We start from the raw sequence: 18,749 nt of genomic DNA, 5'->3' as shown, positions 1-18,749 counted from the left end.
TTGCAAGACCTGGGGGTCACCGCTTTTTAGGGAGCGGAGCCGGGCCTTGCGTCCCTGGGTCGGGGGTTCAGCCCTGGGTGCGGGTGGAGGCAGCCGGCGCGGTTCGTGTTAGCGCTGGCTTCGGGGCGATGCTGTGGTGTCGCGGAGTATGAGGCGCGGTTCCAGCAGGGGGATGTCTCCCTCTGCCTCCTCTTTGATCATGGCCAGGATGCGGCCTACAGCGATGTGGCCGATGGCTTCGAAATCGAGCTTTACCGTCGTTAGTGCCGGCCGAAAGAAGGGTGCTTCTTTGACGTCGTCGAAGCCCACGACGCTGACGTCGCCCGGTACGTCGCGTCCGGCCTCGTCCATGGCCTTGATTACTCCCAGCGCGAAGGGGTCGTTGGCGGCAAAGACTGCTGTGACGTCCTTCTTTTGGGCGAGTTCGCGGCCGACGCGGTATCCCTCGGCGGCTGACCAGTCGGAGGTTGCGAGCGGCTGCGGAACGAGGCGTCCGGCGGCCCCGAGTTCCGCTGCCCATCCCTGGACGCGGGCGGATGTTGCCATCCATCCCGGAGGGCCTTGAACGTGCCACACTGTTTCGTGTCCGAGGTCCAGCAGGTGGCGCACGACCATCCGGGCACCACGTACTTCGTCAACGGAAACGCTGGTCGGGCTCGGCTGCGATCCTTGCTGGAAGGTCACCACGGGGACACCGATGTCGAGGCCCTCGAGCACCGTGATCGCGTCCAACAGGGGCGCGAGCACGATCACGCCGTCAACCGTGTCCGCGTTGATGGATTCGAAGGCAGCCCTGATATCTTCCCGACGAAGGCTGGCCAGCGTGACTAAACGCGTCGCGTAGCCATGTTGCCTGGCTTCCTCGGAGATACCGTACAGGGCCACTGTTGGCCCCAGGACGGACAGTTCGAAGCTGACAACGCCGATCGTCATGGTCCGGTTGCTGGCGAGAGCGGCGGCGGCCGGGTTTCGCCGGTACCGCAGTTGTGCGATGGCATGCTCGACCCGTTGACGGATGTCGGGGTCCACGTTGGTGGCTCCCCTGACAACGCGTGACACCGTCTGCTGGGAGACCCCGGCGAGCCGGGCAACGTCGGACATCCGGGGAGCCTTTGACCTGGAGGCCAGCCGCTCCCCGCGCCCGTTGGAGTTTCGGGCTTCTGAGGGGGCGGGGGTCGTGGACACCGTTCCATTATCCCCGGCTCCTCTCGGCGAGCCCCGGAAGGCGACACCGGTCGGCGCGCCAGCGGTCATGGGCGCCGGTACCGCAGGACTTCGGGATGCTGATCGTACGGCCACTCCGCCCCCTCCACCATGTACTTACGGGTCGTGTAGCTGCCATCCATAGTGGAGGCCAGAGACGGGGGCCCGTCGAAGCCGATGACACCCCACCCGACACGGTTCTCGTTGCCTCCGTACACCGGGTCGCCGTAAAACCCCTGACGGGTGTTGAGCACCAGCAGCGGGAAGAACTCCAGAAAGTCCTCGTTGACCGGTTGGTTGCCTGCCGGCGCGCCCCCAAGACCGGTCTCGGAGTGCTCCAGCGAGAACGCATCTGGCTTCGCCGCACCCGATAGTGTCTCGAGCACCGCGTCCTGGTCCTCTACCGGGAGTTCGAGGAATTCGACGTCGGCACGCTCTTTGGCCAACCGGTCCAACTCCACGACGCCCTCGCGGTAAAACTCCCGGCGCTGCTTGATGCGCTCCTGCCACGCGGCCTCGTCCCGGCCCTCCATCCGGAGGAACCCGTTGCCGTCCGCAGCCGGGAAGATAAACTGTGTTCCCGCCAGCATCCGGTCGATGAAGCGCACGACATTGGCCTCACGCGCGCCCGGGTGGTGGTCGGTGGGGATGATCCGGGCAGTTGCGGCCTCGATCGTATTCCACTCGTGCTCGGTGAAGAAGACGGGCCCGTCGACGTCCCGTGTTGAGATGGGTACCGTAGCCCATTCAGCCTGTCCCATGTGGCATCTGTCCTTTCGTGTCCTGTGAAGTGTGGATCAGTTTTCGGACCAGCCGTGGCGGTCGACCTGGAGGATCCGGTCCGAGCACCGCCAGGCGTTCGCCATGATCGTCAGGGCCGGGTTGATGCCGGTCGCGGTCGGGAAGAAACTTGCGTCGAAGACATAGAGGTTTGGTACCTCGTGTGAGCGGCACCAGCGGTCGACGACGGACGTTGCCGGGTCGTTGCCCATGCGTGCGGTGCCGAGTTCGTGAGAGGTGTTGCCCGTGATCCGCTCCATGTTGACCGGAATGACCTTTTTCGCACCTGCGGCCTCGAGGATTTCCCCGTTTTTGGCGACCTGCCAGCGTTCTTGGGCGAAGTCGTTGGAGTGGGGCGTGTGGGTGATGCGGGCCACCGGCAGGCCCCAGGCGTCCTTGACATTCGGGTCAAGGTCGACGCGGTTGTCCTCAACCGGCAGATCGTGCAGCAGGACGCCGATCTTCATGCTGTGGTTAAAGAACTCGCGGTCTGCGTCCTTCGCCGCCTGGCCCCAGGTAGGGCGGCCGGGGAAGCTCCAGTTCACGGGGTGGCCGATCATCGACGGGAAGATCAGCGATCCGAGGATGTGGCCGCGGCTTTCGTCCGTTTCGTAGAAGTCGAACGAACACAGGCTCATGTAGTGGCCGGCCCACCCGTACAGCGGGTCGCTGACCTCACGGTCGAACAAACCGACCGAGAATGAGTACTGATGGAAGGTCGCGTTCTTACCGACCATGCCGCTGCCGTTGCCTAGGCCGTCCGGGAAGAGCCCTGACTTCGACATGAGCAGCAGGCGTGGGGTCTCGATGCCGCCGCCGCAGACGATCACGGCTTTCGCGTGCTGGACGAACTCGTCGCCGTCCTCGTCCTGGTAGCGGACACCCGTGGCGCGGCCGTCCTTGCCGACGAGTATCTCGCTGACGTAGGAGTCGGAGCGGAGGTCGTAACGGCCGGTCGCGACCGCGTCAGGAATGAAACTGATCAGCGTCGATGACTTGCCGCTGCCCGGGTCCGGGTATTGCTGCCAGAAGCCGTTCTCGCTGAAGGGCTGGCGGCCACGGTAGGGTTCGGTGACCATGCCCTGGGGCATGGGGAAGGTGCTGTGGCCGAGCTTGGACATCGCGGTGGAGAAGGTCCGGCCGATCTGGCTCAGCGGTGAGGGTTTGGTCGGGTAGCCGCGGCTGCGCCACGCCTCCCACTTGTTAGCCCCCGCCAGGCCGGACGTGCCGAACTCCCACTCTACGCGCGTGTAGTACGGTTCCAGTTCGTCATAGGAGATTGGCCAGTCGACCAGGCTAGCGCCCGGAACGTCGCCGTGCAGGCTGCGCAGCTTGAAATCGCTCTCGGCCATGCGTGGAACCATGCCGCCCCAATGGGTGGTGCCGCCGCCGACGACCTGCGGCGTGGCGGAGAAGTTGGTGATTTCCGCCTCGACCTTGTCGTTGGGGCGGTAGGTCCGTGGTTTGACCTTCGGGTCCTGCCAGATGAAGTTCCTGTTGAGGAACTTCAGCTCGTCTCCGGAGGCGTGCTCGGGCTTCAGCCATGGGCCCCGTTCCAGGCCCACCACCTTCAGGCCAGCCTCGGACAGCACCTTTGCCGCGGTGGCCCCGCCGGCGCCTGCGCCGACGATGACGACGTCCACCGGCTCGGGCTGCTTCTTCCTGGTCATTATTTTGGTTTCCTTTCGTAAAGTCCTGCTTCGCGCCCCGCGGGGTCAGACCGTCGCGGCTTCAATGCCGTTCCGGCCCGCGCTTGCAAGGGGCAGGAGCTGGTCCCAGAGTTCCTGCGGGATGTCGTGGTTGAGCAGGCGGAGGGTCTCCTCGACCCGGGTCGGGCGGGACATTCCAACGATGGTGGACGCTACGCGCTCGTCCCGTACCGAGAATTGCAGGGCAGCTGCGGCGAGTGGGACGCCGTGCTGCCCGCACAGCGCTTCCATGCGCAGGACCCGGTCGATGGTCGCCTGGTCGACAGGTGCGTAGCAGTAACGCGGGACGGCCCGCGGTCCCTTGACGAGCATCCCGCCGCCGAACGGGGCGGCGTTGACGAAGGCGACCCCGCGGCGGGCTGCGTCCTCCAGGAGCGGCTCGGCGGTCTGTTCGACGAGGGTGTAGCGGTTGTGGCTGATGACGGCGTCGAACGCGTCCGTGGCAAGGTACTGCAGCTCCAGATCGATGGGGCCCCCGGCGACACCCAGGTGCTGGATAACGCCCTGGTCCCGGAGATCGATGAGGGCTTCGAGTGGGCCTCCCTTGGCCACTCCCTCCTCGAAGGAGATCTTCTCCGGGTCGTGCAGGTAGACGAGCTGGAGTTTATCGAGGCCAAGGCGCTCCAGGCTTTCCTCCACGGACCGGCGGACGCGGTCCCCTGAGAAGTCGGTGCTGCCGGGAACCGGGTCGACCTTCGTGGCGACGACGTATCCCTCGGGGATGCCGCCGCGCTCGGCGATTGCCCGGCCAATCCGCTCTTCACTGGCACCTCCGCCGTACTCGTTCGAGGTGTCGATGAAGGTGAAGGGCCCGTCGAAGACGCGGTGGATCGTGGCGACGGCGGTGTCCTCATCGACTTCGTAGCCGTACTGGGCGGGAAAGCTCCCGAGCGCACTGGTGCCGACACAGATATCGGAGACGGTCAGGCCGGTGCGGCCAAAGGGACGAATGGACATGAATTCCTGCTTTCTGAAGCTGAACGGGTTTGGCAGTGGATGGGCGGCTAAAGCGGCCTGGGTTCTAAGCAGCTTGGGTGCGCCGGAAATGTTTGGAGAAGAAGCCGGAGATCCTTTGGACGCCGCCTGCGCTGGAGAGGAAGACGGCGAGGATGATCACTGCGCCCTTGATCACCAGCTGCGGCTCGGAGGAGATTCCGACGAGGTTCATGATGTTGATAATGGTCGTCAGGATGAACACGCCGATCACCGCGTTCAGCGGATCGCCCTTGCCGCCCATGAGGGAGGCGCCGCCCACAACCACGGCTGCGATGGCGTCGAGTTCGTAACCTACGCCGATAAGCGAGCTTCCCTGCCGTAGCTGGGCCGCGGCGACGAGGCCTGCCAGGCCCGCGAGGACGCCCGAGATGGTGTAGGTGACGATCAGGTTCCGCGCGACCGGCAGGCCCGAAAGCCGCGAGGCTTCAGGGTTGCCGCCGATCGCGTAGAGGGAGCGGCCGAACGTCGTGTACTTAGCCACGAGCGCTGCGACCACCGCAACGATGATGAAGATCAGGACGGGGTTGCGGATGCCGAGGAAGCTGCCGCGGGAGAAGGCCTGAATGAGCTCCTGGTCGCGGATCTCGATCAGGCTGGTCGACTGGATGATGTAGCTGAAGCCCTTGACGGCGCTCATCATGGCGAGCGTTGCGATGAACGGGGGGATGTTCAACCACACGACGAGGATGCCGTTGATCAGTCCGGCGACAGCGCAGCAGGCAAGCACGAACACGACGGATGCGCCGGCGGGCATTCCGGCCTGCAGGGTCAGTGCCGTAAGGACCGTGGACATGGCCAGGATCGACCCTACGGAGAGGTCGATGCCGCCCGTCAGGATGACGAAGTATTGGCCGATGGCGAGTACGACGACGATCGATGCGGCCGTGATCACGTTTTCGGCGTTGCGGAACGTCAGGAAGTCGTCGGAGACGTAATAGCCCACCGCGATGATCGCGAGGAGGACGAGGATCAGGTAGCTCTTTGGCAGGGCGCGCAGGGCGCTGCCACGTAGTCGCGAGGCGATACTTGGGGATGGGGACGTGGTGTCACTGCGCTGGGGCAGGGGCGACAGGGTCCGGGACATGGTTGTTCTCCTGGATAGAAAGTCTGCTGGATGGCGCCGTCAGGCGAAGCGTTCGAGGATGGCGTTGCCGGATGGGTCGATGTCGTCGTGGTCGAGTTCTGCGACGACTCGGCCGCGGGCCATTACGAGGACGCGGTCGCACATCATCGCCTCGGTGATCTCCGAGCTCGCCACGACGACGGTTCCTCCGGCCTGCGCGAATTCGCGGATGAGCTCGTACATGTCTTCCTTGGCCCCGACGTCCACGCCGCGGGTCGGTTCGTCGCATACGAGGATGCGTGACTGGCGGACGAGCCACCGGGCCAGGATGGCCTTCTGCTGGGTTCCGCCACTCAGTGTTTTCAGGGGCTGGTTCACCCCGGAGACCTTCATGCCGAGGCGGTCGACCATGTCGGCCGCGGTGCTGCGCTCGCGCCGGGACTGGATCACGCTCAGCCGGCTGAACTGCGGCAGGCTGGCCAAGGTGATGTTGCCGGCCACACCCATGTCAGGGATGAAGCCTGCTGCTTTCCGGTCCTGCGGCAGCAACCCGATGCCGCGGCGGATCGCATCCCGTGGCGCACGGAATTCCACCGCCTGCCCGTCGACGCTCATCTCGCCGGAGGTGCGCTTCCGTGCGCCGGCTATGAGGCCTGCGAGCTCGGACTGGCCGCTGCCGATGAGCCCGGAGAGGCCGAGGACTTCGCCCTCGCGCAGCTCGAACGAGACCTGGTCCACGGACCCGTGCTCGGAGAGGTCGCGGGTGGAGAGGATGACGTTTTCACGGGGGCCAGGGCCGAGGCGTGGCGAGCGTTCCCCGCGGAGGGCTGCGTCGGCAATGGAACCTTCGAGACTCTTTCCGACCATTGCCGTAACGACGTCGGCGGGCTTGGAGTTTGCCGTCTTCAAGTCGGCGGCGTTCACGCCGTCGCGCAGCACGGTTACCGCATCACAGAGCGAAAAAAGCTCGTCCATGCGGTGGGAGATGTACAGGAGCGTCACGCCCTGTTCGGACAGGGACTTGAGGACGGTGAAGAGCCGTTCAACGTCGGGCATAGGCAACGTGGACGTGGGCTCGTCCAGCAATAGGACCCGCGCGTCCTTGTGCAAGGCCTTAGCCAACTCCACGGCCTGCTGCTCTGCGGTGGAGTAGCTGCCGACGGGGCGGCGTACGTCCAAGTCGAAGCCGACCCGGTCCAGGGCCGCCCGGGCCTGTGCCTGCATCCGCTGCCAGTCCACGGCCGCGCCGCCGCGCAGTGGCAGCTGGCCTAGGAAGATATTCTCGGCTACGGACAGGGAAGGAACGAGCGAGAGTTCCTGGTAGATGGTGTGAATACCAGCATGCTGGGCGTCCATTGGATCCCGGAACCGCTGGAGCTCGCCACCTAGGCGGATGCTCCCGGAGTCCGGAGATTCGGCGCCGGAAAGGATCTTGACGAGCGTGGACTTGCCGGCCCCGTTTTGTCCGGCCAACGCATGGATCGATCCGCGGCCGACGCTGAAGCTGACGCCCTTCAGCGCCTTCACGCCAGGGTAAGACTTGGTGATGCCCTCGAGTTCGAGCTCTGGGGCACTTGAAAGGGATTCCCCCGCGGTCCCGGTGGCTGACGTCACCGGTGCCTGGTTGTTGGCGGACATAAATGTTCCTTATCTGGGACTTTCGGAGCCGAGCGGGCCGGCTGAAGATTGCTGTCCGGGCCGGCAGGTTTAGTCCTTGGCGCGGACGTAGGTGTCTCCGGGGACGTAGTATTTGGCCGCGTCAGCGGGCGTAACCACGGTCGTATCGATGTACTTGGTCTTGTCCGGGCACTGGGACTGGTCACCCTGGGCAGCGGCAACTGCCATGCGCACGGCTGCAGCTCCCTGGTCCCACGGCTGGTTGGACGCGTCCGCCTGCAGCGGTCCCTTTGGGTTGTCCACCATCTCCTTGATGGCACCCATGCCCCCGTCGTAGCTGGCCATGATGATCCCATCACCCCACAAGCCGGCCTGCTGCAGGCCCTGGACGATGCCGCCATGCATGACATCACTCATGCTGTAGATGACCTTGAGGTCGGGATTGGCGGTAGCGACGTCACGGATCGGGGCCAAGGCCTTGTCCGGTTTCCACTCCCCGTACTTGGTGTCAAGCTTCACGGTAGTGACGCCGGGGTGCTTGTCCATTACGCGCTTCCAACCGGCCATGAAACCGTTGAACCGAAGGTCGCTGAGCACATCTCCGGGGAAGCCGCCGATGCCGACGATCTTGATCTGTCCCTTCTCGCCGTACTTCTCCAGCGCCCGCTGTGCAGCCACTTCGCCGGCCAGGGAGCCGGTATGCTCCTGATCCTCGGCGACGTAACAGAACATGTCCGGAACCAGGGACTTGTCTACGCTCGAATTGACTGTCACAACGGGTATGCCCGCATCCTTCAGAGCCTGAATTGACGGGCCGACGCCAATCGGATCATTTGGGTTCATAACGACCACGTCCACGCCCTTAGTGATCAGGGTCTGCACGTCGGCGTTTTGCCGCACCGTGTCACCGTTGGCGTCCAGCAATTCCAGACGCGCCCCGATCTTGCCCGCCTCGGCCTGGCCGCCCTCAACGAGAGTCTTCCACCAGTCACTGCCGCTGATGCCGCGCTGGCTCCAACCGATGACCAGCCCCTCGCCGGAGGCCTTCTCACCCCCGCCGTCCGCGGCAGCGCCGCCCTTACAGCCAGCAAGCCCAAGCATCGCGACCGTCAGGACAGAAGCGCACAGAGCAGCCCTGCCAAGTTTTTTGTTCCGAGGAATACCAGTTGTAGTTTTCTGCATGAACAACACTCCCTTGTGTTCGTGACACCCCACCTCGGGGCTACGTGAGCCACGTTACAGTTCGAGTTAGCGCACTATCAAGCGTTTTGAGGAAATCCATTGAAGTTTCTGATGTCCACTGGAATCAGGCGCAAAACTCCTGCAAACTTGGGGGATCGCTGACCCAAACTTTGAACAGCGGTGTTAGTAAGTTTGCTGATTTATCGCTAACTCATGGCTATTCTTCACGCGAATGCCCGCGAAACGACTCGCGGCCAACTAAGTAGGACACATGTGCGCGGATCTTGATGGGAACCGGCCCCTGGGACAACGGGGGCGACTCGAAAGTACAAACGCGGCCTCCGTCCGTCGGCTCGGCGCGGACGCCCGACTGAAAAATGCGGTCGCGGAACCCGCCAAGACGGCCGATAACCGTGTGTCGATGGTGGATGTCGCAGTGTTGGCAGGAGTCTCGACCCAGACCGTGTCCCGGGTGGCGAACGGCAGTCCTGACGTGCGCGCTGCCACCAGGCGGCATGTCATTGCTGCGATGAATGAGCTGGGGTACCGGCCCAACAGTGCCGCACGGGCACTGAGGCGCGGCAGTTTCCGGACCATCGGGGTGATCACGTTCTCGCTGTCCTCACTGGGAAACATGCGCACCCTGGAGGCCATTGCCCTGCATGCAGCCCAGCAAGACTTCGCCATCACGCTGATCCCGGTCACCGCCCCGACACAGACCGGCATTCAGGGCGCGTTCTCGCGGCTGGGCGAACTCGCCGTCGACGCGGTGATCGCCATCATGGAGGTCCATCTCCTCGACACGGCCACGGTCACCTTGCCGCCGGGGGTGAAGGTCGTCGTCGTCGACTCCGACGCCGGCGAGCAGTACAGCGTGGTGGACACCGATCAGATCGACGGCACCGGCAGAGCCGTCAAACACCTCTTGGACCTCGGTCACGCCACCGTTTGGCACGTCGCCGGCCCCAAGGAATCCGTCACCAGCGAACGCCGCGCGGCCGCCTGGCGCACCACCCTCACCGCCGCAGGGCGATCCGTCCCGCCCGTCGTCCGCGGCGACTGGTCAGCGGACTCAGGCTACGCTGCCGGGCTCCGGCTCGCCGACGAAGCCGGCTGCACGGCGGTGTTCGCTTCCAACGACCACATGGCCCTGGGCCTGCTTCGGGCCTTCCGCGAAAAAGGGAAAGCCGTCCCCGAAGACATCAGTCTGGTCGGCTTCGATGACGTTCCCGAAGCTTCCTCCTTTACACCCCCGCTCACCACTGTCCGCCAGAACTTCGCCGACGTCGGCAAGCAATGCGTCGACAACGTCCTCCAGCAAATCCGCACCAACACCACGGAACCTGGCGCCACCATCGTCCCCGCCCGGCTCGTGATCCGCCAAAGCACAGCAGCTCCCGGAAGTGGCTCCCCGACAGCGGCCGACGCCACATGGCGCTTCATCAAGTAAATGAAACCCAAGCGTTCGATGATGATGCCATCCGTATTCACGTGACGAGTCGACGACTTGATGAAAAGCTCGAAGTCGCTGTGAAACAACTTCAGGCAGTGGCAATGCGCACCCGAACACACGGAATACTCGTCACACGCCACGGACCCGGTGCATACACCGCCACGCTGTCAGATCAGGTGCCTTTCGGAACAACAATGGAGCGGACCTGCTAATTGAAGGCGGAAGAGAACAGGCCCCAGTGAGCGGTGAATGGAAGCATCTCGTCGGGTACACGGTCGAGGTACGTCGCGACGGCCACCGGCTGCGGAACTAAAACCAGGATGTCAGCCAGCGTTTGTACGACTTGATCTGCCGTCAGTTCGAGGCACACCCCAACCTGACGGTCTGAACCCGGGATGTCTTGACGTTCTTCTCGGAAGGCCCTAGAACTCAAGCTGACAGGGCGACGGGGTTGGAGGCATCAGTGGCTGGACAGCGGATCGGGTACGTGCGGGTCAGCACCCTTGACCAGAACGAAAAACGCCAGCTTGACGGCCAGATTTTGGACCGGGTCTTCACGGACAAAGCCTCGGGCAGGGACACGACCAGACCGGAGCTCACCGAACGGAACGGTTGTTCTTCACCGGGGAGGACTCCCCCATGGCCAACCTCATGCTCTCCGTCATGCCTTCGCCGAATTCGAACGCTCCCTCATCAGGGAACGGCAGCGGGAAGGCATCGCCCTGGCCAAGCAGCGCGGCGCCTACCGTGGACGGAAGAAGACCCTCACACCGGAACGGGCGGCCGAGCTGGTCCAGCGGGCAGCGAATGGAATCCCCAAATCCGTCCTCGCCAGTGACTACGGCATCAGCAGGGAAACGGTGTACCAGTACCTGCGCCAAGCCAAACTGCCCTGACAGGCTCCCTGCAACCCACGCTGATGCAAGAACAGCCGAGCCAGCTTGACGGAAGGCGGTTATCGGCGTTTGAAAATGGGCGGAGGAGTGGCCGCAAAAGGGGTTCCCAAACCCCTGTCAATCGTCACGTGCTCCTGCATCTCTGCGCTGGCGTCGAGGTACTGCGTCAGGCTGCTGGCTGCCCTGGTGTAGCCACCTTCCTCCGCAGGGCCGACAGGATAAACCTTCATGAAGCGGCCATCGTTGAAGTCACTACTTCCTACCAGGAGCTTTTCGGCAAGGGCGGAATTGACGTCTCCCCCGCTCTGGTCAGGCGGCGGAAGCCACTGAAGGCTACCCCTTCCTCACTCAACTCGTCGGCTATTACCTCTGGATGGAAGCCGACAAGGCAGGCTGGACCTTAAACGAGGAGAATGTTCAAACTGCCATCGTCGCCGCTCAGCGACGGAACACATTGGTTGTGGTCGAATCAGCCCTGTCGGACATCTCCGACAAGGACCGTGAGTTCCTCAATGCCATGGCCGGCCAGGACGGCCCGTCGACCGCCGCCCAGATCGGGCAGGCATAAGGTCCAAACCCAATGTGGTCTCGAAGTACCGGAACAGGCTTATAGCAGCGGGTCTGATCGAATCAGCCGGATATGGGAAGGTTGACTTCGCCATTCCCGGCCTCCGCCAGTACCTCCGAGCTTGATCGTGCACGGGCTGCTGCTCCACGCCCACAAACGCACGCCACCAGGAGCCGGAAGCGCGCCTATTGTCTTGTCTCCGTCATAGGATCGTTTAAAGGGGGCTTTCTTATCGATCAGGTCGCGCATGTGGGGCACAAGGGAATGCATGCATTGCTACCGCTCTCCCTTTGTCTGGCATGCGCTTGCCGAGGACCCATAGGCGTGATTACCTCAACCGAGCGGAAATCACGACTGTCGCCCTGTGATCGGCCCGCCACCTTGGCCTGCATGCCGCTGAAGCCGTCCGACCGCGTGTCTATCGGTGCGGGATCGCCTGGCGTGACGTGCCGGCGGAGTTCGTCCGTGGCAGACGATTTGGAAGCGGCACCGCCGCTATAGCGGCGACGGTACATGGGACAGGATCCTTGCCGGGCTGCTGACTGTGGCGGACGCCCAGGGGGAAGTGCATTGGTCGGTCGGTCTCGGTTGACTCGACAGTGAATCGTGCCCACCACCACGGCACGAACCTTCCCCGCGCCACAGGGGGCCCCATCGAATTACATGAATCTGCGCGATGAACCGGCCGATCATGCGATTGGCCGTTCCCACGGCGGATTGAGCACGAAAATCCATGCCCTGGTTGACGGCAAGGGCCGGCCTTTGGTGCTGTTGGTCGCGCCAGGGCAGGGCGGAGATGCGCCCATGTTCCCGCATTTTGATCGACCAGTTGAAAATCAATCGGGCGGGTCCGGGAAGGCCACGCACCGTGTTCGCGGAGACAAGGCTTATTCATCCCGGGCGATCCGGAGCCTTCTGCGCGGACGCGGAATCGCCGCGGACATCCCAGAACCGGCCGATCAAATCGGCCATCGGAAACGACGCGGTTCGGTCGGCGGCAGACCCCGCTCTTTGACAAATAGGACTACAAGGGCCGGAACGTCGTCGAACGGAACCTCAATACCTTCAAGCAGTGGCGAGGCCTGGCCACTTTAGGAGACACGCCCTTAGTGGGGGAATGCTTCCGGGCCTGGCACTCCGCCGACTGCGGCCACGAGCCGCTCTCTGGGGCGGCTGAGATGCTCGTCGAGGAACGTGCCGGCGGCGGCTCCGTCGCCGGCTTCAATAAGTTCGAGCAGGTGTTGGTGTTCTTTGATGATGCGTGCGGGCTGGACGAGCTGGAGGTCCTGGATCTGGGCCATGCAGAGCTTGACCTGGGAGACGAGCGAGCCGTACATGCGGCTGGTTCTTGGACTGCCGATGCTGTCCACCAGCGCCATGTGAAAGCGCAGGTCTGCTGGGTCGACCGTACCAAAGCCGGAGTTGCCGTCCAGCCGTTTCAGTTCCTGTTGCGCCGCTAATGCTCCGGGCGGTACTGACCGCGCCTGGGCCAACTGCAGGAGGACCGCCTTTTCAAGCCGTGCGCGCGTGAAGTAGATGTCGCGGACGTCTTCAGGTCCGAGTTTGATGACTCTTGCTGTCTTGCTCATGGGCCGTTCCAGCACCGCCTCGGAGACGAGCTTCTCTATTGCTGCCTTCGCGGTAGGGCGCGCCACTTCATAGCGAGTAGCGACATCCGTTTCTGTGAATGTGGTTTCGCCCGGGCATTCGCCACCCAGAATCCGGGACCGGATGTCATCCGCGATGGTCGCCACGAGGGATGCAGTCACTAGCCGAGTCGTCACGAAAACTCCTTACTCTAATGCCGGGGCCACTGCCGTCGTCGGCGACTCCCGAGTGGACGGGCCGGGCTACTTCTACCAGCCCACCATCCTCACCAGTGTCATCGAAGGAACCTGGATCCGGTCCGACGAAATCTTGTTGGGCTTCCTCTGCTGTGGATCAGGCGGGCCTAGGATCGAGGAGTGTTTTGTAGCCGTCGGGCTGGTGGAACATGCGGCGGCCCGCACAATTGTCCTGCAGCAGCCACATGAGGGAGCCGTCGGCGGAGATGGCGTCGACCATTCCCGTTATCCGGGCTTTTCCTTTCTCCGGACCCAGCAGAACGATGGTGTCGCCCGGCGTTAGCTCGCACCAGCTGGTCACGACCGGTCGCCGGTAACCGTAGTGGGTCGGGCGGGAAGTCTGGGTGTAGGACGTGTCCATTGGGGCTCCCTGGGAGGGTACTGAGGCTGGGTGTTTAGAGAGCCAGCGCGAGAGTCCGGGCTGGCTGCCGGACGGGAAAGGAGGGCGGGTTCATGGCAGCCTTCGCGAGGGTGTCCAGCAGGGGTGCCGTTTCCTCGAGCAGGAGCTCGTCCTTGCTCATCCGGCGGGCAAAGCGGTGTGCCTTGAGGATGTTCATAGCGGACAAGAATCTGACGTCTGGTTCACAGAACTACCTTCCTTGGTTCAACCGCATACGTCCTCGTGTGCGGGTGCCCGTGCCCAATCGTGTTGCGGGGCGGGACATCCGGCCATCCGCCTGTGCTCCTGCAGACTGTTTTTGCTTGGTGTTGACTCTGCCCGTTCCATTACAACGGCTATCCGGAACGGGCGTCCAAGACCTAGATGCGATGCGCCTGATAGGCGTAGGCTATCTATGCCTCAGCGCGGCATCGCACCGTTCCCTTTGGGCCGGCAATTAGACCGCGTGGGAAGCCCAAGAGACCGAACCGGCGAAAGAGCTGGCATGGACACCCGTAAGCTCAAGTACTTTTTCGCAGTTGTGGATCACTACGGATTCACCTTGGCCGATTAGCACTTTGAGACGCCACGGCAATCGTCCAAAGCTTTGGACAGCAGAAACGGGGCCAGCAGCGGGCGAATCGGCGCCAGTAGAAACAGGTTAGACCAAAAACGGCCAGGCTGTATGAAGTCTCTTTGCACGGCGGACTGCCCTAACTGGCCCCCTTCGCCTAGTCCATACTTCAGCTTGTCCCACAACCAAGTTTCAACCAACAGAACGACGCGAGTACTTGAGAAGCACTGCCACGAGACAATCAGCCGTTTGAAGCGCCGAGTGCAGCAAGTCTCACAAACATCTCTTCTCACCTGGGTGGCAGAAACGGCGGGAATTGTTTCCAGCGTCAAAGTAAACTGCCGCCGCCTACAACCGGCGCCAATTCTCGTAGGTTATCCACCCGCTACTGCTGCGCGAGCTTACCCCAACGGCTCTCTTGCGGCATCAACCTCGTCGCCCAAGTAGCCTTCCCGGGTGCCAGAGCCGTACGGATGCATCGTCGTTGTGGAGGCGACCGGGTCACGCGTTCACAATCGCCTATGACGTCCGTGCCGTCTGTCTGTCGTTCAGGGACGGGAACCGACGCTTGCTGCCGCAGCGGTCACCACTTGCCGGGAACCCTTTCAATAGGCCGAAGAGGCCGCTAAGGGGGCTTAGATTGGTTTTCCCTATCAGGCTAGTAGGGAATTGGTCTTGGACGTGATTCGGGTCACGGATGCACAGTGGGTCCAACCCCTACGACGAAAGGACGATGATGTCCAGCAAGCTAACGGCACCCTCAGAAGCCGGCCCCTCACCTCAACGGACCGATGTTCGAGCAGCCTTACTTGGCGGTAAGACGTTCCGGAGCCTGAGTGAACAGAAGCTGACTCCGAGGGAAGAAAAGTTCGAGAAAGCCCGACAAACACTCGGATTCTTTCTGGCACCGGCAGTATCCATTATTTTCGCGCTCCTCCCCACCGGGATGGATCACACCCAGCAGCTGCTTGCAGCCGTCTTGCTCGGCGTCATTATCCTGTGGATCTGCGAACCGGTACCCATCCCGGTCGGCGGACTCATCGGTGTCGCTGCCGTCGTCCTACTTGGCGTGGCACCAGCCAATGAGGTGCTGCGACCCTTTGGCTCGACAACCATTTTTACCTTTATTGGCGCCTTTATACTCGCTGCAGCCATGCTCAAACACGGCATAGCCCAACGGCTCGCCTTCGCCGTTTTGTCCATTCCCGGTGTCGCCAAATCCACCTACCGGGTCATCATCGCCTTCGGCGCAATCACCTGCGTCCTGTCCGCGTTCGTTTCAAACACCGCCACCGTCGCCATGCTCATGCCCACCGCCCTGGGTATCCTGGCCGTCATCGCAAAACTGATGCAGGACCGCGGCGTCGTCAAGGCAGACTTCGACCCGCTGCGCCTGCGCGTGGGAGCGGCCCTGATGCTGATGCTCGCCTACGGCGCCAGCGTAGGTGGCCTCCTGACCCCCGTCGGAGCCCCCCCGAACCTCATCGGCCGCGGACTTATCGAGGAAGCAACCGGTACCAAGATTTCCTTCGTTCAATGGACAGCCACAGTGGCTCCAGTCTGCGCAGCAATGTTCGTCGTGCTCGCACTCATCATGTTCCTGCTGAACAAGCCCGAAATCCGCCGCATCGAAGGCGTGGACAAATTCATCCGCGAACAGAAGGCCGAGCAGGGAAAGATGTCCCGGGCCGAAATCAACACCCTCATCGCTTTCGGCCTGACTGTCACGCTGTGGCTCCTCCCGGCAATCGCAAGCCTCATCACCGGTCCGGACTCCGAGCTCTATGCGTTCCTTGACGACCGGCTGGACGAAGGCATCGTTGCCGTGATCGGCGCATCCCTGCTCTTTATCCTTCCGACCAACTGGAAGGAACGCCGCGCGACCATGACCTGGTCAGACGCCGCAAAGATCGACTGGGGAACGATCATCCTGTTCGGTACGGGCATCATCTTCGGCGCCCTCCTTTCGGCCACCGGCCTTGCCCAAACGATCGGGAACGCTGCCGCCGCGAACCTCGGCGTCACCAACATCGTAGCTATCACCGCATTCGCGGCAATCCTGGCAATCCTCATCTCGGAAACCACCAGCAACACCGCATCCGCTGCCGTCGTTGTTCCCATCGTCATCCCATTGTGTGTCGCAATGGGAGTAGACCCCCTTGTCCCCGCCCTGGCAGCCACATTCGCAGCATCCTTCGGGTTCATGCTGCCGGTCTCAACACCCCAGAACGCCATCGTCTACGGCTCAGGCGCCGTTCCCATCACCCGCATGGTCCGCACCGGATTCACATTCGATATCCTCGGCGCAATCCTCATCATCAGCATCGTCCCGATCATGGTCGGTATCACGGGCATCGGCAGATAAGCCAGAACCAACCGGTCAGATCCGCAGCCACCTCAAGGGGCAGGCTGTGGACCTGTCCGGTTCTCCCGCAGCTTGTCCTGGAAATCGGAACACTCACCATGACTGGCCGCCAGGTCGGCCGATAGGCGGGCGATGCTGCGCAAGGGGACAGGGACCGGCAAAAAGTGTCAGCTTGCTCCAAGGATAGGCCCCTCCAGTGGGAACCGTTGAAGCGATAGTTCTCCCGGCGCGGGCACGCGGAACCGCAACACGCACCCGAAACTCGGGGGCCCGTGCCGGGTTTTATCTTCCTTCCCGCCAGGAAAACGGCACATCAAACACTCTCGCCAATCACCTGAGCATTGACCTTGATAAAAACGAAGGGCACGGCATGTACATCTCGAATCCCCGCACTCCCCACCCCATGCTCTCCAGCCGCCTGCGCAAGGAAATAGGCAACTGGCGCGAGCTGACCCCCGGGGACACCGTCGTGCTCCTGACATCAGATAAGCGAAACCCGCGAATCATGGGACGCGTGGACGACATCTCCGACGACGGGCGGTACTTGTGGCTGTTGCAGGACAGCTGCGCCGGGCGTCGCCTTTTGGACCGGGCCGAGGGATACACCACATTCCTGGACTCAAAACTTTAGAAGCAACTCTGCGGAGCTGGTGGCGTCATGCCGGGCAGTCCCGGCCTGGTAAAGGCTGAACCCCGTACCGCCCCAAGGCTCTTTGAGCGGGCATTCGGGCGGCCGCGCAAACCCGGCGGCACCAGCAGACGGCGGGTCACGCCGACCATTTCTTCCGGACGCGGACCACCTGGCAGCTGCCACCGAACTCGTTGTCGTAGGAGACGTAGAGCACCAGATTCTTCTCGTTTCAGATCGTGGCGCGGCCGTTCGCGTATCGTTCTCGTACGCGGATCCCGGCCGCCTGATGACGCACAGCGGGCGAGCCGACCCAACCTTCGGGGCAGCTGCGGCCCCTGAAGTGGTCGCTATATCGTCCATGAGAGCCACTGCTTGGGAATGCGGCCAAGCCCTAGAAGCAAACCGGCTGATAGGCGTAGCCTATTTAGGCTCATGGCTGCCCGTCGTCCCGGAGAGGGCCGCTCAAGGGCGTTGCTGCCAAACCCAAGGTTCGAAAACGCGTGAAGGAGCTGCGTGGATACGCGAAAGCTGAAGTACTTTTTGGCCGTGGTAGATCACGACGGGTTCAACCGCGCGGCAGAGCATTTGCTGATCGCCCAGCCCTCGCTCTCGCAGACCATCGCGAGTCTGGAGAAGGACCTGGGCGTGCCACTGTTCCACCGCATCGGCCGCCGCGCCGTCCTCAGCGAAGCGGGCAAAGAACTCGTCGGCCCAGCCAGACTGGTCATGCGGGATCTCGACGCGGCGGCCTCGGCAGTCCAGGCTCTTCGCGGGATCCGAAGTGGCCGGCTGGACATCATTTCGATGCCCTCCCCCGGCATTGAGCCGCTGACGTCCATGATCGCCGGCTTCACCCGGCAGCACCCTTCGGTCAGGCTTAATGTCAGTGCCGCCTTCACACCGGAAGAAGTTATCGACTCCGTCCGCTCAGGCAGCACGGAGATCGGCCTTGCAGGCTCCCCCACACCGGTCCGGGTCCCAGGAGTCCAGGTCCTTGAACTGGAACGCCAGCCCCTGATTCTCATCGTCAATCCCCAGGCCGACACCTTCAACCCCGGAACGTCCATCCAACGAGAAGACTTGGGAGGCCACCGACTGATCGCGAGCCAACGCGGATCCCTGATGCGCTGGCTCGTTGATGACGCGCTGGCCCACGGCGTCGACACCGAAATTGTGGTCGAAGTCGCCCACCGGACCTCGATCCTGCCGCTCGTTCTCGCGGGCGTGGGCCACGCGGTCATGCCTTCATCCTGGGCACCGCTGGCCCACAAATCAGGACTCAGAACCCTGCTCATCGAACCCGTCTCCCACCTGGACGTTGCGGTCCTCAGCCGGAAAGAAGACCTCACCCCCGCTGCCCGGGCCTTCCTAACAGTGGCAAAACTCCACGCCTCTCCAGACCCGGAAACCGCGGACCCATCTGCATCGATAGGCTGAGCCTATATGCCGTATCGAATCTTAGTCTTGGACGCCCCATAGGAGCAGGCCG

General features: G+C 62.9%; 15 protein-coding genes and 3 pseudogenes. 7 read left to right on the top strand and 11 right to left on the bottom strand.

Features of this window, described 5'->3' with window-relative positions:
- Positions 1–108 precede the first annotated feature (108 nt).
- The 7 genes from ACIP9X_RS14380 to ACIP9X_RS14350 form a co-directional block, all read right to left on the bottom strand.
- Positions 109–1,101, bottom strand: a complete 993-nt coding sequence (locus ACIP9X_RS14380) for a LacI family DNA-binding transcriptional regulator (RefSeq protein WP_400480533.1) — start codon at positions 1,099–1,101, stop codon at positions 109–111.
- 149 nt (positions 1,102–1,250) lie between these two features.
- The gene (locus ACIP9X_RS14375; RefSeq protein ID WP_400480424.1) at positions 1,251–1,964 is read right to left on the bottom strand and encodes a gluconate 2-dehydrogenase subunit 3 family protein; all 714 of its coding nucleotides are present in this window, start codon (positions 1,962–1,964) and stop codon (positions 1,251–1,253) included.
- 36 nt (positions 1,965–2,000) lie between these two features.
- Complete coding sequence (locus ACIP9X_RS14370; protein WP_400480423.1) at positions 2,001–3,653, bottom strand: GMC family oxidoreductase; 1,653 nt, start codon at positions 3,651–3,653, stop codon at positions 2,001–2,003.
- Positions 3,654–3,698: 45 nt separating this feature from the next.
- Positions 3,699–4,649, bottom strand: coding sequence for an aldo/keto reductase (locus ACIP9X_RS14365; protein ID WP_400480422.1), 951 nt, complete (start codon positions 4,647–4,649; stop codon positions 3,699–3,701).
- 64 nt (positions 4,650–4,713) lie between these two features.
- Entirely contained in the window at positions 4,714–5,772 is a 1,059-nt protein-coding gene (locus ACIP9X_RS14360) for an ABC transporter permease (RefSeq protein WP_400480421.1), read from the bottom strand.
- Between the two features lie 39 nt (positions 5,773–5,811).
- Positions 5,812–7,389: a sugar ABC transporter ATP-binding protein gene (locus ACIP9X_RS14355; RefSeq protein WP_400480420.1), complete on the bottom strand. Its 1,578-nt coding sequence runs from the start codon at positions 7,387–7,389 to the stop codon at positions 5,812–5,814.
- A gap of 69 nt (positions 7,390–7,458) precedes the next feature.
- Positions 7,459–8,550, bottom strand: coding sequence for a sugar ABC transporter substrate-binding protein (locus ACIP9X_RS14350; RefSeq protein ID WP_400480419.1), 1,092 nt, complete (start codon positions 8,548–8,550; stop codon positions 7,459–7,461).
- Positions 8,551–8,971: 421 nt separating this feature from the next.
- Here ACIP9X_RS14350 and ACIP9X_RS14345 point away from each other — a divergent pair, with 421 nt between their 5' ends.
- The 4 genes and pseudogenes from ACIP9X_RS14345 to ACIP9X_RS14330 all read left to right on the top strand — a co-directional run.
- Positions 8,972–10,000 (top strand): LacI family DNA-binding transcriptional regulator, encoded by a 1,029-nt coding sequence (locus tag ACIP9X_RS14345; protein ID WP_400480418.1) that lies wholly within the window; start codon positions 8,972–8,974, stop codon positions 9,998–10,000.
- Positions 10,001–10,466: 466 nt separating this feature from the next.
- A pseudogene (locus ACIP9X_RS14340) lies at positions 10,467–10,899 on the top strand (recombinase family protein).
- Positions 10,900–11,272: 373 nt separating this feature from the next.
- Positions 11,273–11,467 (top strand): hypothetical protein, encoded by a 195-nt coding sequence (locus ACIP9X_RS14335; RefSeq protein ID WP_400480417.1) that lies wholly within the window; start codon positions 11,273–11,275, stop codon positions 11,465–11,467.
- Between the two features lie 419 nt (positions 11,468–11,886).
- Positions 11,887–12,567: pseudogene (locus ACIP9X_RS14330) on the top strand (IS5 family transposase); the annotation flags it as partial.
- Positions 12,568–12,573: 6 nt separating this feature from the next.
- On the opposite strand, the gene ACIP9X_RS14325 reads toward ACIP9X_RS14330, so the two are convergent.
- The 3 genes from ACIP9X_RS14325 to ACIP9X_RS14315 all read right to left on the bottom strand — a co-directional run bounded on the left by ACIP9X_RS14325 (position 12,574) and on the right by ACIP9X_RS14315 (position 13,868).
- Entirely contained in the window at positions 12,574–13,251 is a 678-nt protein-coding gene (locus tag ACIP9X_RS14325; RefSeq protein WP_400480416.1) for a GntR family transcriptional regulator, read from the bottom strand.
- Between the two features lie 157 nt (positions 13,252–13,408).
- A complete protein-coding gene (locus ACIP9X_RS14320) occupies positions 13,409–13,672 on the bottom strand; it encodes a hypothetical protein (protein ID WP_400480415.1) in 264 nt (87 codons plus the stop codon).
- Between the two features lie 34 nt (positions 13,673–13,706).
- On the bottom strand, positions 13,707–13,868 hold the full coding sequence (locus tag ACIP9X_RS14315; protein WP_400480536.1) for a hypothetical protein: 162 nt from the start codon (positions 13,866–13,868) through the stop codon (positions 13,707–13,709).
- A 1,093-nt stretch (positions 13,869–14,961) separates the two neighbouring features.
- On the opposite strand from ACIP9X_RS14315, the gene ACIP9X_RS14310 reads away from it, so the two are divergent.
- Both ACIP9X_RS14310 and ACIP9X_RS14305 read left to right on the top strand, forming a co-directional pair.
- Positions 14,962–16,629, top strand: a complete 1,668-nt coding sequence (locus ACIP9X_RS14310; protein WP_400480414.1) for an SLC13 family permease — start codon at positions 14,962–14,964, stop codon at positions 16,627–16,629.
- Between the two features lie 196 nt (positions 16,630–16,825).
- Entirely contained in the window at positions 16,826–17,260 is a 435-nt protein-coding gene (locus ACIP9X_RS14305) for a hypothetical protein (protein WP_400480413.1), read from the top strand.
- On the opposite strand, the pseudogene ACIP9X_RS14300 reads toward ACIP9X_RS14305, so the two are convergent.
- Positions 17,257–17,489 (bottom strand): annotated as a pseudogene (locus ACIP9X_RS14300) (hypothetical protein); the annotation flags it as partial. The gene ACIP9X_RS14305 and the pseudogene ACIP9X_RS14300 overlap by 4 nt on opposite strands.
- 284 nt (positions 17,490–17,773) lie before the next feature.
- Here ACIP9X_RS14300 and ACIP9X_RS14295 point away from each other — a divergent pair.
- Complete coding sequence (locus ACIP9X_RS14295) at positions 17,774–18,697, top strand: LysR family transcriptional regulator (protein WP_400480412.1); 924 nt, start codon at positions 17,774–17,776, stop codon at positions 18,695–18,697.
- Positions 18,698–18,749 lie beyond the last annotated feature (52 nt).

The sequence above is a fragment of the Arthrobacter sp. NPDC093125 genome, assembly GCF_044754225.1.
Classification (GTDB): domain Bacteria; phylum Actinomycetota; class Actinomycetes; order Actinomycetales; family Micrococcaceae; genus Arthrobacter.
The sequence above is the reverse complement of the archived record's forward strand: the minus strand, read 5'-3'. Positions and strand labels throughout refer to the sequence as shown.

Bases quoted from the DNA above. Each gene is read 5' to 3' on its own strand.
- ACIP9X_RS14380 (WP_400480533.1), bottom strand. From the start codon at position 1,101: ATGTCCGACGTTGCCCGGCTCGCCGGGGTCTCCCAGCAGACGGTGTCA.
- ACIP9X_RS14375 (WP_400480424.1), bottom strand. From the start codon at position 1,964: ATGGGACAGGCTGAATGGGCTACGGTACCCATCTCAACACGGGACGTC.
- ACIP9X_RS14370 (WP_400480423.1), bottom strand. From the start codon at position 3,653: ATGACCAGGAAGAAGCAGCCCGAGCCGGTGGACGTCGTCATCGTCGGC.
- ACIP9X_RS14365 (WP_400480422.1), bottom strand. From the start codon at position 4,649: ATGTCCATTCGTCCCTTTGGCCGCACCGGCCTGACCGTCTCCGATATC.
- ACIP9X_RS14360 (WP_400480421.1), bottom strand. From the start codon at position 5,772: ATGTCCCGGACCCTGTCGCCCCTGCCCCAGCGCAGTGACACCACGTCC.
- ACIP9X_RS14355 (WP_400480420.1), bottom strand. From the start codon at position 7,389: ATGTCCGCCAACAACCAGGCACCGGTGACGTCAGCCACCGGGACCGCG.
- ACIP9X_RS14350 (WP_400480419.1), bottom strand. From the start codon at position 8,550: ATGCAGAAAACTACAACTGGTATTCCTCGGAACAAAAAACTTGGCAGG.
- ACIP9X_RS14345 (WP_400480418.1), top strand. From the start codon at position 8,972: ATGGTGGATGTCGCAGTGTTGGCAGGAGTCTCGACCCAGACCGTGTCC.
- ACIP9X_RS14335 (WP_400480417.1), top strand. From the start codon at position 11,273: ATGGAAGCCGACAAGGCAGGCTGGACCTTAAACGAGGAGAATGTTCAA.
- ACIP9X_RS14320 (WP_400480415.1), bottom strand. From the start codon at position 13,672: ATGGACACGTCCTACACCCAGACTTCCCGCCCGACCCACTACGGTTAC.
- ACIP9X_RS14315 (WP_400480536.1), bottom strand. From the start codon at position 13,868: ATGAACATCCTCAAGGCACACCGCTTTGCCCGCCGGATGAGCAAGGAC.
- ACIP9X_RS14310 (WP_400480414.1), top strand. From the start codon at position 14,962: ATGCACAGTGGGTCCAACCCCTACGACGAAAGGACGATGATGTCCAGC.